At 67.0% G+C, this 19,276-nt stretch carries 16 protein-coding genes and 1 tRNA gene; all 17 read left to right on the plus strand.

The window, feature by feature from the left end:
- The first annotated feature begins 1 nt into the window (after position 1).
- The 17 genes from KF715_14105 (at position 2) to KF715_14185 (ending at position 19,136) form a co-directional block, all read left to right on the plus strand.
- Positions 2-481 (plus strand): TlpA family protein disulfide reductase, encoded by a 480-nt coding sequence (locus KF715_14105; GenBank protein ID MBX3737825.1) that lies wholly within the window; start codon positions 2-4, stop codon positions 479-481.
- A gap of 5 nt (positions 482-486) precedes the next feature.
- A complete protein-coding gene (locus tag KF715_14110) occupies positions 487-735 on the plus strand; it encodes a DUF4266 domain-containing protein (protein ID MBX3737826.1) in 249 nt (82 codons plus the stop codon).
- A gap of 84 nt (positions 736-819) precedes the next feature.
- Positions 820-1,497 (plus strand): response regulator transcription factor, encoded by a 678-nt coding sequence (locus KF715_14115; GenBank protein MBX3737827.1) that lies wholly within the window; start codon positions 820-822, stop codon positions 1,495-1,497.
- Positions 1,498-1,611: 114 nt separating this feature from the next.
- On the plus strand, positions 1,612-2,226 hold the full coding sequence (locus KF715_14120) for a carboxypeptidase regulatory-like domain-containing protein (GenBank protein ID MBX3737828.1): 615 nt from the start codon (positions 1,612-1,614) through the stop codon (positions 2,224-2,226).
- Positions 2,223-3,971 (plus strand): HAMP domain-containing histidine kinase, encoded by a 1,749-nt coding sequence (locus KF715_14125; protein MBX3737829.1) that lies wholly within the window; start codon positions 2,223-2,225, stop codon positions 3,969-3,971. The genes KF715_14120 and KF715_14125 overlap by 4 nt, the downstream gene beginning before the upstream one ends.
- Before the next feature lie 11 nt (positions 3,972-3,982).
- Positions 3,983-5,215 carry a hypothetical protein gene (locus tag KF715_14130; GenBank protein ID MBX3737830.1) on the plus strand — a complete coding sequence of 411 codons (1,233 nt, stop codon included), beginning with the start codon at positions 3,983-3,985 and terminating at the stop codon, positions 5,213-5,215.
- Between the two features lie 115 nt (positions 5,216-5,330).
- Positions 5,331-8,321, plus strand: a complete 2,991-nt coding sequence (locus KF715_14135; GenBank protein MBX3737831.1) for an immunoglobulin domain-containing protein — start codon at positions 5,331-5,333, stop codon at positions 8,319-8,321.
- Positions 8,322-8,506: 185 nt separating this feature from the next.
- A complete protein-coding gene (locus KF715_14140; GenBank protein ID MBX3737832.1) occupies positions 8,507-9,187 on the plus strand; it encodes a response regulator transcription factor in 681 nt (226 codons plus the stop codon).
- Complete coding sequence (locus tag KF715_14145; GenBank protein ID MBX3737833.1) at positions 9,184-10,956, plus strand: HAMP domain-containing histidine kinase; 1,773 nt, start codon at positions 9,184-9,186, stop codon at positions 10,954-10,956. Before KF715_14140 ends, KF715_14145 begins: the two co-directional genes overlap by 4 nt.
- A gap of 256 nt (positions 10,957-11,212) precedes the next feature.
- Positions 11,213-12,373, plus strand: a complete 1,161-nt coding sequence (locus KF715_14150; GenBank protein MBX3737834.1) for a DUF3570 domain-containing protein — start codon at positions 11,213-11,215, stop codon at positions 12,371-12,373.
- Complete coding sequence (locus KF715_14155; GenBank protein ID MBX3737835.1) at positions 12,255-13,376, plus strand: FAD:protein FMN transferase; 1,122 nt, start codon at positions 12,255-12,257, stop codon at positions 13,374-13,376. The genes KF715_14150 and KF715_14155 overlap by 119 nt, the downstream gene beginning before the upstream one ends.
- On the plus strand, positions 13,363-13,887 hold the full coding sequence (locus KF715_14160) for a TlpA family protein disulfide reductase (protein ID MBX3737836.1): 525 nt from the start codon (positions 13,363-13,365) through the stop codon (positions 13,885-13,887). The genes KF715_14155 and KF715_14160 overlap by 14 nt, the downstream gene beginning before the upstream one ends.
- Positions 13,884-14,120: a DUF4266 domain-containing protein gene (locus KF715_14165; protein MBX3737837.1), complete on the plus strand. Its 237-nt coding sequence runs from the start codon at positions 13,884-13,886 to the stop codon at positions 14,118-14,120. The genes KF715_14160 and KF715_14165 overlap by 4 nt, the downstream gene beginning before the upstream one ends.
- Positions 14,121-14,190: 70 nt before the next feature.
- On the plus strand, positions 14,191-16,686 hold the full coding sequence (locus tag KF715_14170; protein ID MBX3737838.1) for an immunoglobulin domain-containing protein: 2,496 nt from the start codon (positions 14,191-14,193) through the stop codon (positions 16,684-16,686).
- Positions 16,687-16,698: 12 nt separating this feature from the next.
- Positions 16,699-16,974 carry a helix-turn-helix transcriptional regulator gene (locus KF715_14175; protein MBX3737839.1) on the plus strand — a complete coding sequence of 92 codons (276 nt, stop codon included), beginning with the start codon at positions 16,699-16,701 and terminating at the stop codon, positions 16,972-16,974.
- Between the two features lie 62 nt (positions 16,975-17,036).
- Positions 17,037-17,121, plus strand: a tRNA-Leu gene (locus KF715_14180).
- A gap of 104 nt (positions 17,122-17,225) precedes the next feature.
- Positions 17,226-19,136 (plus strand): tetratricopeptide repeat protein, encoded by a 1,911-nt coding sequence (locus KF715_14185; GenBank protein ID MBX3737840.1) that lies wholly within the window; start codon positions 17,226-17,228, stop codon positions 19,134-19,136.
- Positions 19,137-19,276 lie beyond the last annotated feature (140 nt).

The following is a 19,276-nucleotide window of genomic DNA, read 5'->3' on the forward strand; positions in this document are numbered from 1 at the left end:
GGTGGCGCTGCTGGTTGCCGTCGCCTCGTTCGCGGGCGTCCACGGGCGTGTCGCGGTCGGCGACGCATTTCCGTCGCTCCAGGAGCCGACGTTCGCGCTCGAGGGTAAGCTGCCGCCCTTGTCGGGTCGTGTGCTCCTGGTGGATTTCTGGGCGTCGTGGTGCGAGCCGTGCCGGGCCTCCTTTCCCTTCTACGCCCGGCTCCACGCTGACTACGGTGCGCGCGGACTCACGATCGTCGGGGTCAGCGTCGACAAGCAGCGGGCCGCTTACGAGGAGTTCCGCAAGCGCTTCGCGCCTCCGTTTCCGACGATGCGCGACGCACAGCTTCGCCTCGCCGCATCCGTGGACGTTCCAGCGATGCCGACCTGCTTTCTCATTGGGCGAAATGGTCGTGTGCGCTTCGTGGAAGTGGGCTTCCACGGTGTGGACGCCGGCGCGGAACTCGTGCGCGCGATCGAGGCGGCCCTGGCCGAAAACTGACTCTTATGAAAAAGAATCGTCTCCTCCAGTTGCTGACCTTGCCGGTCCTCGCGATCGGCGCTCTGGTGCTCAGTGGGTGCGCGTCGACCGATCTTGCGCGTGTGAAACCCTACGAACGGGAGGCTTTCGCGCACTACACGATGCGTGCCGACCGCGATCCGCTCGCGACGATGATGAATGAGCACATTTTCTTTTCGCGCGAGGCGGCAACCGGCGGACGCGGCGTGAAAGGGAGTGGCTGCGGTTGCAACTGAGGTCGGCGACGGGGTGGGATCAGTCGCGGCAAACGCCGTCGACAAAGTGCCGCGCTCCGCCGAGAAGAATCCCGGCTCCCCGCCATGCGAATCCTGATCATCGAGGACGAACTGCAGCTCGCGCGGCACGTCACCCGCGCGCTCGTGCGCAACGGGCACTTCGTCAATACCCAGTCTGACGGGGCAGTCGGCCTGCGCACGGCGCTGACTGAGCTGCCCGACCTTGTCGTGCTCGATTTGAACCTGCCCACGCTCGACGGGCTCTCTGTGCTCGCGCAACTCCGCGAGGCGGCTCATCCCGCGCGGGTGTTGATCCTGACGGCGCGCGGCGATGTCGAGCACCGCGTAAAAGGGCTGAAAGCCGGGGCCGACGACTACCTCGCGAAGCCGTTCTCCCTCGAAGAGCTCGTCGCCCGGGTGGAAGCACTGGGACGGCGCGGCGTGCCCGTCGACAAAGCCGATCTGCTGAGGGTGGCGGACCTCGCGATGGACGTCATTCATCGCCGTGTCACGCGCGCGGGCCAGCCCGTCGCGCTCTCGCCGCGCGAGTTCGATCTGTTGCAAGTGCTGATGCAGGAGCCCGGGCGGATTTTTTCGCGGACCGAGCTTTGCGAGCGCATTTGGCAGAGGGATCACGAATACGACACGCGCACCGTCGAGATCTTCGTCACTCGGCTCCGAAAGAAGGTGGACGCGGGATTTGCGGTGCCGCTCATTCACACCAAACGCCTCGTGGGCTACACGATTCAGGTGCCCGCGTGAGCGCTTGCCGCTCCGTGAGACCAGCCGCCATCCTCGCGCTCAATCCGCTCCATGAAATCCTGGCCTATGTTCCGTTCTGCGTCGTTTTTCACTGTCCGGTGGACGGCGGCTGCGATGGCTTGGGTCGGTCTGGCTGCGGTGGTGCACGCGGATTGCGCCATCGACGGACGCGTGACGCTGCCGAAGTCGCGTGCGACGCCGGTGGTCAACCAGCGCTACGAGATCGTTTCGCAGGGCGGCGTGCTCGGAACCAATCCGCCGCTCGCGGTGGTCTACCTGAGCGGCGATTTTCCAGAGTCGGCGAAGCGCCCGACAGTTCAGGTGGCGCAGGAAAACATGGCGTTCGTGCCGGCGCTGCTGGTGATCCGCACGGGCACGACCGTCGAGTTTCCCAATCAAGACGATGTCTACCACAACATCTTCTCCTATTCGCCCACCAAGCGGTTCGATCTGGGGCGTTACCGGAAGGAGGATAAGCCGGTGCCGTCCGTCGTTTTCGATGCGGCTGGCTTGGTCGTGTTGCGGTGCGACATCCACGAACACATGCGCGGGCTGATCCTCGTGCTCGATTCGCCTCATTTCACCACGACGGACGCCGACGGGCGATTTCGTTTGCGCGGTTTGCCGGCGGGGCGTTTCACGCTGAAGGTCTGGCGCGACAGCCGCACTACGATCGAGCGGGTGGTGGAGTTGCGCGACGGCGAGACCCTGCAGCTCGATTTTCCGTGAAGGAATCAACTTCGCCCTCCAGCGCGGTGCCGGGCTTCAGAACGAAGCTGATGGTGGCGATGATGGTGGTGGTTTCCGTCGCGACGGCGCTGGGCCTGTTTTACTCGCAGCGCAATGTGGCGGAGTCGGTGCGCCGCGATTTCGAGCGCGAGTTCCGCGCGGAGGTGGCGGCGGTCCATGCGGCGCAGGAGGTTCGCGATGCCGCACTCGGCGAACGATGCCGCACCCTTGCGACCAAGCCGCGTTTGCGCGCGGCGCTGGAGGATAATGCGCTCGACCTGCTGTATCCAAGTGCGCGCGACGAGTTGGCGGGAGTGGTCGCGGGTTCGGCCGAGGCGCGCGCGTCGGCCACTTCGTTCCAGGCTGAGTTCTATCGCTTCGTGGATGCGCGCGGCAGCGTCATCGATCCGCCTGACGCGCGCGGAGTGGGTTTGTTGTCACCTGCGGCCGAGCGCCAGCTCGGCACCCGCGATGCGCCCACGAACATGCAGCGCGGTTACATCGCGGACGGCGAAATCCTGCACGAGATTCTCGCGATCCCCATTCCTTCGTCCGAAACGGGCGAGACCATCGCGGTGCTGGTGCTCGGCTTTCGCCCGCCCGCCCTCGGCCGAATCACCGGCGCATCTTTCGCGCGAGGTTTGTGGCTTTCGGGCCGCCTGCACTTGCCGGGGGTGGGCCCGGGCGCGGCGAGCGCGGTGGCGACGCGTCTGGCCGAGGACGCGTCGGTATGGGCGAAAAGCGAACACCGTCTCGAACTGGAGGTCGGGGAGCAGCGCTGCCTGGTGTTCTACAAGCTGCTCAATCCCGCTTCCGGTTATCCGCCGGCTTACGAAGTGTGCGCGTATCCGCTCGACGATCTGGCGGCGCGGCAACGACGGCTGCTCTGGCAGTTCGCGGCCGTTTGGGCCGCGCTGGTGGTGGGATCGTTCCTTGCCAACCGTGTGCTCGCGACGCGACTCAGCCGTCCCGTCGAGGCCCTGGCCTTTGATTCGGAGCAAAACCGGGCGGAATTGAGACGCACCGAAGCCGCATTGGAGATGAGCCAGGAAGGGCTTGAACGCACCGCCCGGTTTTCCGCGAACGCCTCGCACCAGCTTAAGACGCCGGTGGCCGTGTTGCGCACCGGGCTCGAGGACTTGCTGGCGAGTCGGAAGCTGGATCGTGAAGTCCGGGAAGAGGTCTCGTCGCTGGTCCACCAGACGTTCCGGCTTTCGAGTGTGATCGAGGATCTGCTCCTGCTCTCGCGCCTCGACGAGGGGCGCTTGCAGCTCGAGATGGAGACGGTGGATCTGGTGCCTTTGATCGATGCTTGGCTGGACGACCTGAGTGCGCTGCCCGACAGCCGCGACCTCAGCGTTGAAAAGCACCTGCCGGCTACTTTGCCCGTCCGCGGGGAGAAGCGTTACACCAGCTTGATCCTGCAAAATCTCCTCGAGAACGCGCGCAAATACAACCGGACCGGCGGCCGCGTGCAGATCGCGGCGACGGTCACGGACACGGCAGTGCGCCTGGTGATCGGCAATACCGGCCCCACGATTCCTGCCGATGCACAGGCGCATATCTTCGAGCGTTTCCATCGTGGCGTGGTCGCCGAAAACAAGCCGGGCCATGGGTTGGGGCTCAATCTGGCGCGGGAGCTCGCCCGGCTTCACCGCGGCGATCTCGAGTTGCTTCGCTCGACCGAGGACTGGACGGAGTTCGCCGTCTACTTTACGCGCGTCGCGCCGGAGCCGTCGCCATGAGGATCGCACGAATGATCTCGCTCTTGCCGGCCGTGCTGCCGCTGGTGGCGCACGCTTGGGAAGACGACTGGATCGACCGCCTCGATGCGGCGTTGACCGGAACGGCCGCGCATGGCTCCTGGCGCGCGCGAATCAGCGGCACCGTGGAGGTGAACTACTACCGCTTCGATCAGCCGGCGCCGGGACTCATCGAGGAGACCGGGCACGGGCTCTTTGATCCGCGGCTCGTCCTGTTTGTCGATGCGCAGGCGGGCGTGCATTGCTACTTTTTCGCGCAGGCAAGGATCGACAACGGCTTCGACCCCGGAGCCGGTTCCAGCGGAGTGCGCCTCGACGAATATGCGTTGCGGATCACTCCCGGGGCATCGGAACGCCTGAGCGTGCAGATGGGGAAATTCGCCACGGTGGTCGGTCAGTGGGTCAAGCGTCATCAGGCGTGGGACAGTCCTTTCGTGTTCGCGCCGCTTGCCTACGAAAATCCGACGGGGATCTTCGACGAGACCGCAGCGAGGAGTGCTGCCGTGTTGCGGGCATGGGGACACGTCGGCGGTTCGTTCATGCCGGCGCCGACAGACGAATATCGCGTGCCGGTGATTTGGGGACCGTCGTATGCGAGCGGCATTTCTGTGGCCGGACGAAGCGGACATTTCGACTACGCCACGGAATTGAAAAACACCGCACTCTCGTCACGTCCGGATTCGTGGGACATCACCCACACGCAGCTGCAAAACCCGGCGTGGAACACGCGTCTTGGCTGGCGTCCTGACTTGCGGTGGAGCTTTGGCGTTTCCTTCGGGACGGGCGTCTATTTGCGCCCTTCGGCCGCGCGCACGCTGCCACCGGGTCGGAGGCTGGGCGACTACCGGCAGGATACCGTGGGGCTCGACGCGAGTTTCGCGTGGCGGCATTGGCAACTATGGGGCGAAGGCTATCGCGCGCGTTTCGCCGTGCCCGGCGTGGGCGCCGCCGACACCTGGGTTTATTTCCTGGAGGCGAAATACAAATTCACGCCGCAGCTTTTCGGTGCGGTCCGGTGGAATCGTCAGACATTTTCCGATCTCGTCGACGCGAGCTCCGCTCTCGCCCAGCCGTGGGGGGCGGACCAATCCCGCCTCGATCTGGCCGTCGGCTATCGTTTCACGGCGCACACTGAGTTGAAACTCGAGTGTGACGTCGAACACGGGCGGCCGGGCACTGCCGGGGGCGCGCCGACCTGGGCGACTCAGTTTGTCGTGCGCTTCTGAGCGCGCGGTAACAGGGCTGTTACGGCTGGCGGCTTTTCCCGCCGCGCGGTCTGGCAACCTTGTGTGCCACCCGGCTCCACGCCGGCGTCGCGCTTCACCGTCAACCACCTGTCGCATGAAACTCTCTGCATTGTCCCAGCGCCGTATCCATTGGCTGAATCTTCCGAGCGCCATCCTTATGATGCTCCTCCAGCGCGCGCCGACAGTTGCGCTCGCCGTGGCGGACGAGATCGTGGCGACGCCTGCGCTGGGCAACGTTCTCCGGTCGGCGTTCGCCGTGGCGGCGACGCTCGGCACCGTCAACAGCGTCGTTGGAGCGACACCACTGGTGCCTTCGAGCGGCACCGCCACCGGGATCTCCGTTGCCACCGGAGCCTCCGTCAACGTCTTCTACACGGTCAACGGCACCCAGACCCCGCCGATGTCGTGGAGCGTCAGCGGCAATTTTCCGCCCGGACTGAATTTCTCCGGACTGACCAGCGATGGCAGCGTGAACGTCACGACACTGCAGCTCTCCGGAACGCCGACGCTCGCCGGCAGCTATAGTGTCAGGATTTTCGCTTACGAGTTCGCGAATGAAGGCGGCATCTCCTCGCCGGCTTACAACTACACCATCACCGTTACCGGCGGCAGCACGTCGACGGCTCCCAGCTTCACCATCCAACCCGCCAGCCAGACCGTCACCGCAGGGGCGGCGGTGACATTCACCGCGGCCGCGAGCGGCAATCCCACGCCGACATTCCAGTGGCGCAAGGACGGCAACAACCTCGCCGGCGCGACGAACGCGACGTTCACGATCGCCAGCGCAGCCGCGGGCGACGCCGGCGGCTACACGGTCGTGGCGACGAACTCCGCCGGCTCCGCCACCAGCAACAGTGCGACGCTGACCGTGAACGCGGCCAACGCGGCCCCTGTCATCACCACGCAGCCATCCGGCCAGCCGAACATACCGCCAGGCAGTTCGATCGTCCTGTCGGTCCGCGCCACCGGTGTCCCGGCCCCCACTTATCAATGGAGGAAGGACGGCAACGCCATCGCCGGCGCGACCAATCAGGATCTCGCCATCAACAACGTCACGGCGAACGATGCCGGCAGCTACACCGTCGTGGTTACGAATTCCGTCGGCTCCGTCACCAGCGATGCGGCCGTCCTGACCGTGGCCGCCGCTGCTAGCGCGCCCGCGATCACCACGCAGCCCGCAGACCGATCGAGCGTCATCGGCGGTTCGGTTACATTCACCGTCGTCGCCACCGGCAATCCGACGCCGACGTTCCAGTGGCGCAAGGACGGCAACAACCTCGCGGGCGCCACGACCGCCAGTTTCACGATCGCGAGCGTGGCGGCAGGCGATGCGGGCACCTACACGGTGGTGGCGACGAACTCCGCCGGCACGGCCACGAGTAACGGCGCGACGCTCACCATCACCGCAACGGACGTCGCGCCCGAGATCACTTCGAGTCCGAGCGGACAGATCGCCACGCTCGGCAGTTCGGTGACTTTCACTGTCACCGCCACCGGCAGCCCGGCGCCGACCTTCCAATGGCGGAAGGACGGCAACAACATTGCCGGCGCCACCAACGCGTCGTTCACGATCGCGAGCGTCACGTTGAACGACGTCGGCCACTACTCGGCCACGGCGACGAACTCGCTCGGCACCGTGGTCAGCGGTTCAGCCACGCTCACGGTCAGCACGACGGCGTCGCGGCACCTCAACGACGTCACCGTCACCAGCGGACACGGCACGACGTTGAGTGCCGGCAGCGTGACCGGCTCGGTGAAATGGCAGATATCCACCAACGGCGGCTCGACCTGGACCGACCTCGCCGATGGCGGCAGCTACAGCGGCGTCACGACCGCGACACTCGCGATCGCAAATGTCGGCACGTCGCTCTCGGGCGCGCAGTATCGCTTCGTCGCGTCGAATGGCGGCGTCGTTTCCACCAGCAACGGCGCCACACTCACCGTGGCGTCGGTCTTTTTCCCGTTCCCGACCGGCATCGGCGTCGACGGCTCCGGCAATCTTTTCGTCGCCGACGCGAACGCCGATACGGTGCAGAAAATCAATTCGTCCAACCAGGTCAGCCTTCTCGCCGGCACGGCCAATTCCGCCGGCACGACCGACGGATCCGGCTCCGCTGCACGATTCAACCAGCCGAACGGCGTCGTCGTTCTCTCCAACGGCGGCCTCGTCGTCGCCGACACCGCGAACGCCACGCTTCGCGCGATCGATGCGAACGGCGCTGTGACGACGCTTGCCGGTGCGAGCGGCAGTCGCGGCGGCGCTGACGGCACGGGCACGGCTGCGACATTCTCGGCGCCCGTCGGCGTCACGCGCGACAGCAGCGGTGTGTTATTCGTCGCCGATTCGATGAATCACACGATCCGTCGTGTCACGTCAGGAGGCGCGGTCACGACTTTCGCCGGCAGTGCAGGCGCACAAGGCACGGCCGACGGCACCGGCGCGGCGGCGCGCTTCAACTTGCCGAACGGCGTCGCGGTCGATGCGAACGGTGTGGTCTTTGTCGCCGACACGACGAACAACACGATCCGTCGCATCGGCACCGACGGCACGGCCAGCACGCTCGCCGGCCTCGCGGGTGTCAGCGGCTTCGATAACGGCACAGGCATCGCTGCGCTCTTCAATCGCCCGATGGCTCTCGTGGTCGACGGCTCCGGCAACCTGTTCGTCGCCGACACCGGGAACTCGACGATCCGCAAAGTCACCGCGGCGGGCGTCGTCACGACTTTTGCGGGCACGGCTGGCATCGCGGGCATTGCCGACGGTGCGGGCGCCGATGCGCTCTTCAACCAGCCGCAGGCGCTCGCGGTCGACAGTGCGGGCAATCTCTACGTCGCCGATACCGGCAACGCCGCGATCCGGAAAATCACGCTCGCGGGCGTCGTCACCACGCTCACGCTCACCGCGGCGCCGGCGCCGACGCCCACCCCGACGCCCACTCCCGCGCCCGCGCCCGCGCCGAATCCGTCGACGGGCGGTGGTGGTGGCGGTGGCGGCGGTGCGCCGAGCGTGTGGCTGCCGCTCAGTGCGACGCTGCTGCTCGCTTTGCGCCAGCGCCGCCGCTCGCGGCTCGCGCGACGCGAATAGTCGGACAACGCGGCGGAGCGAAAGCCGGGGAGTCCTCGCGCCTTTCGTTCCGCCGGTTCTTCCGTTGCGCCGTCCTGCAGCACGGAAAGTGCGGCTCCCCGGAGGCCCATGAGCGCCCGGCTTCAGCGCGCCGCACCGTTTTTGCGCGCTTGCCAAGCGGTGCGCGTTGGGAGCAGTCATGCGGCGTGCGAATCCTCGTGCTCGAAGACGAGCAACAACTTGCGCGCCACATCGTGAGCGCGTTGACGCGCCATGGCCACGTGGCGAACGCCGAGCACGACGGCCATGCGGGAGTGCGACGTGCGCTTGCGGATCATCCCGATTTGATCGTGCTCGATCTGACTCTACCGGGACTCGACGGGTTCGGCGTGTTGGCGCAGGTGCGCGCGGCGGGCGCCGCCGCGCGGGTGCTGATGCTCACCGCGCGCGGTGAAGTTGAGCATCGCGTGGCGGGGCTGCGTGCCGGGGCGGACGACTATCTGGCGAAGCCGTTCGCGATGGACGAATTGCTCGCGCGGATCGAGGCGCTCGGCCGTCGCGGCACGGCGCCGACGGCGGAGGATTTGCTGGCGGTCGCGGATCTTCGCGTCGATGCGCACCGGCGCACGGTCACGCGCAACGGCGTGCCGGTCGAGTTGTCCCCGCGCGAGTTCGATCTGTTGATCGTCCTGATGCAGGAGCCGGGGCGCGTGTTTTCGCGGGGCGAGATCTGCGAACGCGTTTGGCAGCGCGAGCACGATTATCACACGCGGACGGTGGAGATTTTTATCGGCCGGTTGCGCAAGAAGATCGACGCGAGCGGTCCGGCGCTGATTCACACGATTCGGTCGGTCGGTTATACGTTGCGCGCGCCGTCTCGCGAATGACGCCCGAAAACACCGCTCCTCCGTTTCCGGCGAATACGCCGAATCGTTTCCGCTGGCGCCTGCAGTTGACCATCATGGCGGTGGTCTCGGTCGTCACCGTGGTGGTGCTCTGGTTTGCGCAGCGGCGCATGGAGCAGACGGCAGAGCAGGGGCTCACGCGTGAGTTCCAGCAGACTTTCGAGGCGTTGCGCAGCGTCCAGGAAACGCGGCGGGCGGAGCTGGTGGAGCGCTGCCGCGGGCTCGTGGAACGCCTGCGCGTCCCGTCGGAACGGGATTTTCGCGAGCGGATTTACGCCTATGGCGTGGAGGTGCTGGGCGATGTGATCGAACGCGACGAGACGTCCGGCGCAAAAATGGAGCAGCGATTCCATGTCGAGTTCGTCCGCTTCCTCGAGCCGGACGGACGCCTGATCGAGCCTCCGGCGGGCGCCGGGGTCGGTGAACTCACGCCGATGGAAGAGGGGCAGTTGGTGTTGCGGGATTTTTCCGGTGTGGAGCCGCAGTTCGGCTACCTGCTCCGCGAACAGGGCGACCTGGATGGTCCGATTTACGACGTGATCGCGCTGCCGGTGGTGAATGTGCGCGACGGTCGCGTCGTCGCGGTGCTCGTGCTCGGCTTCGAGCCGGCGAAGCACTCGTTGTCGCCGAAGGCGCCGCGGGAAGACACGATTTCCGGGGTGTGGACGCAGGGCAGGGTGTTCCTGCTCGGGCTCCCGCCCTTCGAGGAGCAGAACGTCGCGGACGCGGTGAATCGCGCGCTGTCGAAGCAGAGCGTGCCGGTGCGACCCTTGCCGGTGACGGTCGCGGGCATGCCGCGTTTGCTGCTGATGCAGTGTCTGAACGTCGGCTCGATCTACCCGCCGGCTTACGAGGTGGGGCTCTACTCGCTCGAGAAAATGCGGGCGCTGCAGTGGCAGTTGCGCTGGCAAGTGCTCGGCGCTGGCGGGCTCGTGTTGTTGCTGGCGATGGGCTTCAGCCACCTGATGGCGGCCCGGTTCGCGCGGCCGATGGAAGAGCTCGTTCAGCTCTCCGCTGAAAATCGCGCGCGCCGCCGGCACGCGGAAGAAGCGCTGGCGCTGACGACGGAGGGCTTGCGCCGCGCCGCGCGTTTCTCGGCGGACGCATCGCATCAGCTGAAAACGCCCGTGGCAGTGCTCCGCTCGGGTCTGGAGGAGCTGCGGGTGAAGGAGCGTTTATCGAAGAACGCGGCGCGGGAGGTGCAGGCGTTGATCGCACAGACGTCGCGACTGTCGTCGTTGATCGACGACCTGTTGCTGCTCTCGCGGATGGATGCCGGGCGATTGGAAATCCAGTTCGGCGAGATCAATCTCGTGCGTCTCGTCGAAGGTGTGCTCGACGATCACAGCGTGCGCCCCGATCCGCTCGGTCTGCTGACGAAAACCGATTTGCCGCCGCACTTGCTGGTGCGCGGCGACGCACGCTACCTGACGCTCGTGATCGAGAACCTCCTCGAGAACGCCGCGAAATACAACCGCCTCGGCGGAGTGATTGTCGTGCGTGCGGCGCGGCGCGATGGCTGGATCGAGCTCACGATCGGCAACACCACGCGGCACCCGATTCCGCTCGCGGATCAGGCGCGGATTTTCGACCGCTTCAGTCGCGGAAACATGGGCGAGAACATCCCGGGCTATGGTCTCGGGCTGAATCTCGCGCGCGAACTCGCGCGCTTGCACCAGGGCGACGTCGAGCTGCTGCGCTCCGACGAGGAGTGGACGGAGTTCGTCGTGCGGCTCGCCGCAGCCGATTGAATCGGGGGCATCCGGCCGGCGTCCGTCGGCGCGTCGGAGATGTCACCGGAGCGAAATGGTAACGCCGAGGTTACCTTAATCTAGTTGGCCCGCTGCGGAGTGAAACTAAGCCCGCATGCGTTCCCCGTCAGGGCCGAACGGCATGCTACTCTCTCCTCAGTTTCCTGGTTTTCTCCGCCACGTGGTGGGCGGGCGGATCTGCGCTGAGATCGAGGGAGGCACGGAGGAATCAAGTTGGCGCCCCGATTTTTCTCCCATGTCGCACTCACAACGCCCCGTCTTCACTCCTGCGCTGCTTCTCGCCGGTGTCCTCTTTCTCCTGCAGCCGCGCAATGCGCGCGCGGAGTCGACCGTCACCTACAAATACGAGGATTACCGCGAGTCGGCCGGCCGTGTCGGCGTCCAGGCGCAATACGGCCTCATCGAGCAATCGCTCGGCACCGACGCCAAGCTCAAGCTCACCGGCGTCATCGACTCCATCGCCGGCGCCACTCCCACCGGCGAGGCGCCCGCGACCGCCGGCGGCGACGTGCCGCTCACCCAGATGCATGAGCGGCGCAAGGCGTGGACGCTCGACTACTCCCATCAGTTCGGCCGCACCAACTACGCCGTCGGCCTCGCCAACTCCCGCGAGAGCGACTACGTCTCCAACGGCGCGTCGCTGAACACGCTCACCGACTTCAACGACAAGAACACGTCGCTCCTCCTCGGCCTCAGTCTCACCGACGACACCATCCGCGTCTTCTATCAGGACGACCGCGTGAAGAAAAAGGGGTGGGACGCCGTCGTCGGCCTCAACCAGCTCATCGATCCGAAGACGTCGCTCTCGCTCAACCTCAGCTTCGGTCACGTTTCCGGCTACCAGAGCGATCCCTACAAGATCATCACCAAGAGCACCGAGCTGCTCCCCGGCGTCTTCCTGCCGCTCACGTTCCCCGAAAACCGCCCGGACAAACGCAACAAGTGGATCGTCTACGCCGGCCTCAACCACGCGGTCGATTCCCTGAACGGCGCGCTCGACGCCAGCTATCGCCTCTACCACGACTCCTTCGGCACCACGAGCCACACGCTCAATGCCGCCTGGTTCCAGAAGCTCGGCCCGCACTTCATCCTCATCCCGAGCGTGCGCCTCTACCAGCAAGGTCAGGCGGATTTCTACCACGTCACTCTCACCGGCACCAACATCGTGCCGGGTGACCTTCCGAACCCCGCCGGCCCGTTCTTCTCGGCCGACTACCGCCTCTCCAAGCTCCGCAGCGTCAACCTCGGCCTGAAGCTCGTCTGGAATCCCACCGAGCATGTCCACGTCGACCTCGCCTTCGACCGTTACGACATCAGTGGTCGCGACAGCCTCACCTCCGCCAGCGCCTACCCGACCGCCAACATCGTCACCGGCGGTGTCAGCTTCACCTGGTGAACCCGCTCCCGCGTCGCCAACCGTGATCGCCACCGCGCCCAGTTCGCATCGCATCCCGCCCCCCGCCGACGTCACCGACGGCGGGCCGCTGCGCTCGCTCGTGCTCCGCGCGCTCGGCACGCATTGCGAGGTGCGCTATGCGCCGCCCTCGGACGCCGTGGCGACGGTTTTCGAGCGCGACGTGCGCGCGTGGGTCGAGCGCTTCGAGGCGCGCTACTCGCGTTTCCGCGCCGAGAGCATCGTCTCCCGTATCAACGCCGCCGCCGGCTCGTGGGTGGAGATCGACGCCGAGACCGAGCAGATGCTCGACATCTGCGCCTCGCTTCACGCGCTGACCGGCGGCATCCTCGATGTCACGGCCGGATCGCTGCTGCGCCTCTGGAATTTCCGCACCCCGCTGCCGCAGGTGCCCGTGCCCGCCACCGTGGCCGCCGTGCGCGCGAGCGTCGGCTGGCCCAAGGTCGAGCGCGACGCCGGCCGTGTGCGCCTGCGCGCCGGCATGGCGCTCGACTTCGGCGGCTGGGGCAAGGAGTGGGCCGTCGACCTGGTCGCCGAACTCGCGCGCCAAGCCGGCGTGCGCGATGCGTTGATCGACTTCGGTCACGATATCCGCGTCCTCGGCACGCCGCCCGGCCGGCCCGCGTGGCACATCGGGCTGGAGGATCCGCAGTCCCCCGGCCAGCACCGCGGCAGCATTGCGCTGCCCGCCGGCCGGGGCGTCGCCTCCTCGGGCGACTATATCCGCCAGTTCACCTTCGCCGGTCGCCGCTACGGTCACATCGTCGATCCGCGCGACGGCTACCCGGTCGCGCACGGACTTCGTCAAGTCACCGTGATCGCGGAGAACTGCTTCATGGCCGGCGTGCTCTCCACCACCGCCTTCGTGCTCGGTCCGCGGGCCGGGCTGGAGTTCATCCAACGCTTCCCCGGCGCCGAGGCGCTGCTCGTCACCGAAAACGACCGCGCGCAAACGCGCGGCTTCTGGAATTATGTCGTCACGTAAACTCCCCGCCCTCCTCGCCGCCGGACTCCTCATCCTCGGCGTTCTCGCGTCCTCGGCGCGCGCCCAGCTTGCGCGTGGCGACGCTTTTCCCGATCTCGCCGCCGCGCAGCTCGAGGGCGCGCTGCCCGTCACGCAAGGTCGCGTCGTGCTCGTGGATTTCTGGGCCTCGTGGTGCGCGCCGTGCAAGGCATCGTTTCCCGCTCTCGGCCAGGTCCACCGCGACTACGATGCGCGCGGCGTCACCATCGTCGCCGTCAGCGAGGACGACAAGGCGAAGGACTACGCCGCATTCCTGAAGAAATACGCGCCGCCCTTCGCGACTGTGCGCGACGCCGCCCACAAGCTCGCCGGCGCCGTGAAGGTGCCCGCCATGCCCACGACGCTCGTCCTCGGCCGCGACGGTCGCGTGCGCGCCGTTTTCACCGGTTACCACGGCGAGGAAACCGAGAAATCGCTTCGCGCCGCGTTGGATGCCGCGCTCGCCGAACCCTCCGCTAATCCCTCCCGATGAAATCCCGACTTCTCCGTCTCGCGCTCGCCGCGACCGCCGCCGCTGCCGCCATGCTGGGCAGCGGTTGCTCCACTCCGCACGTGCAACCCTGGGAGCGTGCGACGCTGGCCGACTATACCATGCGTCCTGATCGCGATCCGCTTCAGACCGCCATGACCGAGCACATCTATTTCTCCCGCGAAGCCTCCTCGGGCGGGCGCGGTGTCGGCGGCAGCGGTTGCGGTTGCAACTGAGTCGCGCGGCTTTTTCCGACCCGATCTTTCACGCAACTCCTGTCCGGTCCTTCGGGGCCGCGCCCTTCCCATGTCTTCACTCGCCCTTGCCTGGTTCGTTCGCTTCCGCCGCGTGCAGCTGCCGATGCTGACGCTCATCGCGTTTCTCCAACGCACCCCGGTCCTGCGTCTGCTGCTCGGTGCCCCATCGGCTTGGCTCAGCGGCTCGGCTGGCCAGGTGCTGCGCTCCACCGTCCTCGTTGGCGTGGCCGCCGGTGCGGTCGACACGCTGGCGGGCGCCACGACGTTCACCGCCAGTCCGGCGAGCCCGGCCTCGGCCACCGCTGGCACGCCATTCAACGCGGCCTTTGCTGTCACGGGCGCACCCTCCGCCGTCAAATCCTACACGATTTCCAATCTGCCTCCGGGCCTGACCGTCACCGGCGCCACTGCCAGCGGCAGCAACCTCCTCCTCAACGCCAGCACCGGCACCATCTCCGGCACGCCGACCACGGCGGGCAATTACAGCGCGACCATCACCGCGTGGGAGAAAACCGGCGGCACCGGCAACAGCAAGGGCTACAGCTACACCATCGCGGTCACCGGCTCCGCCGCCACCGCGCCGTCGATCACGACGCAACCGAGCGGACAAACCGTGACCGCCGGCGCCTCGGCATCGTTCAGCGTCACCGCGAGTGGCACGGCGCCCTTGAGCTACCAATGGCGCAAGGACGGGACCGATATCGGCGGCGCAACCGCATCCACCTACGCGATCTCCACGACCGCGATGACAGACGCGGGCACCTATACCGTGGTGGTGAGCAACTCCGCCGGCAGCGTTACTTCCAGCGGAGCCACGCTCACCGTGAACGCCGCCGCCATCGCGCCGAGCATCACGACACAGCCCGTCGCGCAGACGGTGAACACGGGCGCGTCCGTCTCATTCTCCGTGACCGCGAGCGGCACAGCGCCCTTGAGCTACCAATGGCGCAAAGACGGCGCCAACATCGCCAGCGCGACTTCGGCGACCTACACGATCGGCTCCGCCGCGACGACGGATGCCGGCACCTACAGCGTGGTGGTGAGCAACTCCGTCGGCAGTGCGACCTCGAATGGCGCCGCGCTGACGGTGAACGTCACCAACACCGCCACCGCACCGAGCATCACGACGCAGCCCGCCGCGCAGACGGTGAACACGGGCGTGTCCGTCTCATTCTCCGTGACCGCGAGCGGCACGGCACCGCTGAGTTACCAATGGCGCAAAGACGGCGCCAACATCGGCAGCGCGACTTCGGCGACCTACACGATCGGCTCCGCCGCGACGACGGACGCCGCCGCTTACACGGTGGTGGTCACGAATTCGGCCGGCAGCGTCACCTCGAACCCCGCCACACTCACCGTGAATGTCGCCACCACCGCGATCTTCCCGCACCTTGCGGCGCTCGCCATCGATGGCTCCGGTCGTCTCTACGCCGTCGATTCGACCAACGCCACGGTTAGCCGCATCGCCGCCGACGGCTCGGTCTATCTCGTCGCCGGCTCCAGCGGAAGCACAGGCACCGCCGATGGCACCGGCTCGGCCGCGCGCTTCAACCAGCCAGGCGGACTCGCCGCCACCAACGCTGGCGTGCTCTACGTCGCCGATACCGCCAACGCCCTCATTCGCCGCATCAGTGCTGAGGGCGTAGTGACCACCTTGGCCGGCAATTCCTCCCAGCGTGGTAACGCCAACGGCACCGGCGCCGCCGCGACCTTCTCCGCGCCCGTCGGTCTCGCGCTCGACTCCGGCGGCAATCTCTACGTTGCCGACTCCACCAACCACACCGTCCGCAAGGTCACCTCCTCTGGTGCGGTCACCACCTACGCCGGTCAAGCCGGCCTCAGCGGCTCGGCCAACGGCTCGGCCGCGCGCTTCAACAACCCCACCGCCGTAGCGATCGACAGTGCGGGCAACGTTTTCGTCGCCGACACGAACAATAACACCATCCGCAAGATCGCCCCGTCCGGCGATGTTTCCACCTTCGCGGGCGTCGCCGGCGTGGCGGGTTCCAGCGATGGCACCGGCAGCGCCTCGCTCTTCAACCAACCTCGCGGCCTCGCCTTCGACAACGCCGGCAACCTCTACGTTGCCGACACCGGCAACTCCACCCTTCGCAAAATCGCGCCCTCCGGTGCGGTTACCACCGTGGCTGGACTCTCGGCGGTTTCCGCGGTCAAAGACGACGACGATGACAACGACGACCCCGGCACCCACCCCGTCAGCACGGCGCTGTTCGATCATCCCTTGGCGGTGGCCGTCGAGTCTGCCGGCAGCATCTACCTCGGTGACACCGGTGCGTCCGCCGTCCGCAAGGTCGATGCGCAGGGCCATGTCACCACGCTCACGCTCACCCAAGTGCAGACGCCACCTTCGAGCGGCGGCACCGGCAACACCAACACCGGATCGGGCAACACCGGCACCGGTGGCACTGGCTCCACATCCGCGGTTGGTGGCGGTGGTGGTGGCGCGCCTTCGCCTTGGTGGTCGTTGGCCGTGCTTGCCGCGCTCGCGGCGCGCCGTCGTCGCCTCGGTCTCCCGCACCGCTGATCTGCCCAGCTCATGCGCTCCGATACCTACACCTTGTCGCGCAGCCGGGAGCATCTCGGCGTCGTTCCTGGACTGCGCCTCTGGCCGCAGCTGGGCGAGACCTGCCCGGCGGTCGCGCTCACTCCCGCGGAACAGCGCGTGCTGCACTTCGTGCAGCTCGGATTGAGCAACAAGGAGATCGCCAGCGCCCTCGGTCGCGCGGAGCATACGATCAAAAATCAGGTCGCCGCCTGTCTGCGTAAATTCGGGGTTCCGTCGCGCGCCCGCCTGATGGCGCTGTTGCGCTGACCGGCGGCCAACAAAAGCCTTGCGCCGACTCGGGCGGGACGTATCCATGCCCCTTCGTCTCCGCTCAGGTGGTGGAACTGGTAGACACGCAGGTCTCAGAAGCCTGTGCTTAACCGCATGGGGGTTCGAGTCCCCCCCTGAGCACCAAATTTCCTTCGCGAGGCGAAAGAGATTTGTCCGTCGAAGCCTCGGCGAAGGCGGATCCCCGATGACCCCAACCGTTGAGCTCAGGCCCTAAAACCGCTCCCGCGTTGCCCGCGATCCTGTCGCGACTGATCGACCGCCCGTGGCTTGCGGGCACGTTGCTCGTGCTCCTCGCGGCGACCGCGTATCTCAACAGTTTTCGCGGTCAGTTCCTCTTCGACGACCACGCATCGCTCGTCGACAACCCCGCGTTGCAGCATTTCTCGACCGCGTTGCTGCCGCCAGCCGACGGCGGCCTCACCCTCAGCGGACGGCCGCTGCTCGCGTTGAGTTTCGCGCTCAACCGCGCCCTCGGTGGCATCGAGCCGTGGAGTTATCACCTCCTCAACCTCGCCATCCATCTCGCCAACGGCCTGTTGTTCGCCGCCATCGTGCGCCGCACGCTCCGGCAGCCTGCGCTCGCGCCGCGTTGGGCGGGCGATGCATCGCTCGTGGCGTTCGTTGCGGCGGCGCTGTGGCTGCTGCATCCCCTGCAAACCGAGTCGGTCACCTACATCGTCCAGCGTGCGGAGTCGCTGGTCGCCTTGTGCTACCTCGCGACGTGGTATTTTCTCATCCGCGCCCACGAGCAACCCGCGCGCCGCCACTGGCCGGTCGCGGCGTTCATCGCGTGCTTGGCCGGCATGGCCGCGAAGGAGGTGATGGCCACCGCGCCGCTCGTGCTCGCGCTCTATGACCGCCTGTTTCTCGCCGGTTCGTGGCGCGCCGTCTGGATACAGCGCGGCCGATTGCACGTCGCTTTGGCGGGCACGTGGCTCTTGCTTGGCGCGTTCGTGCTCTCGACGGCGGGCCGCGGCGGCACGGCGGGCTTCGGCACTGCGGTTTCGGTGCGCGACTACGCGCTCACGCAATTCCCCGCGATCGCGCACTATCTGCGCCTGTTCGTCTGGCCGCGCCCGCTGGTGCTGGATTATGGCACGCCACTCGTGACCGATGGGGTGCGCGTGCTGCCCGCAGCAGCGCTGGTGCTCGGGATGCTCGCTGCTTCCGCGTGGGCCGTCCGCCGTGGACAGGCCTGGGGTTTCGCGGTCGTATTTTTCTTCGTCGTTCTCGCGCCCAGCTCCAGCGTCGTGCCGATCGCGACGCAGACCATGGCGGAGCACCGCACCTATCTCCCCCTTGCCGGACTGTGTGTGCTGGTCGCGGCAATCGGCGTGGCTGGCCTGCGGACGCGCGTGTGGTTCGTGTTCGCGCCGTTGGCCCTCGTGTTGGGCGGGACGACGTGGCTGCGCAACGCTCTCTACGCCTCCCGCACCGCCATGTATGAGCAGATTGTCGCACATTGCCCCGCCAATGCCCGTGCCATGGCCTTGCTCGGCGATTACTACCTGCGCGAGGACAACGTCGATGCGGCGCAACGCTGGCTGGAGCGCTCGGTCGCGCTCGAGCCGGTTCCCGAAGCCTTGAACAATCTCGGCAACGTCCGGCAGGCGCGTGGCGATTTCGCGGCGGCGCAGGCGTTGTTCGCGCGCGCGCTCGCCGCGCGTCCGCGCGACGCGACCACGCTCTCGAACCTCGGCAACGCGCTTCTCGCGCAGGGTCATGCCGACGAAGCCATCGCACGTTTCGAGGCGGCGCTGCAGGCAAGGCCCGATTTTGCCGGTGCACTCTATAATCTCGCCAACACGCTCGCGCAGACCGGGCGCCTCACCGAGGCGGTCGCGCACTACGAGCGTTTGCTCGCGCTCACGCCGGCCGACGCCGAGGCCCGCGCCAATTTCAGTGCCGTGCTCGCGGCGCTCGATCGTCCCGACGCCGCGCTCGCACAAATCCGCGAGGCCGTTCGGCTCCGCCCCGACCATGCCGGCTTGCGCAATGCCTGCGGGGTGACGCTCGTTCGCACCGGCCGAGTGACCGAAGCGCTGGCGGAGTTCGAGGCGGCGGTGCGGCTCGCGCCGGAAAACGCCGACTACGCGCGCAACGTCGCGCTAGCCCGGGATCAACTTCGGTCACGTTAATCGATTTACTGCGACGGTGTCGGGAGCGTGGCCACCGGGCGTCGCTGTGCCTTAGCCGATTGGTCAGCCTGTAAGGCGTCGGTAAAATGCAACCCACTGGCCCGTTTGCGGAGCCGATTCCGTTAGGTCCGTTTAGCCAA

Source organism: Candidatus Didemnitutus sp. (assembly GCA_019634575.1).
In the GTDB taxonomy this organism is placed as follows: Bacteria; Verrucomicrobiota; Verrucomicrobiia; order Opitutales; family Opitutaceae; genus Didemnitutus.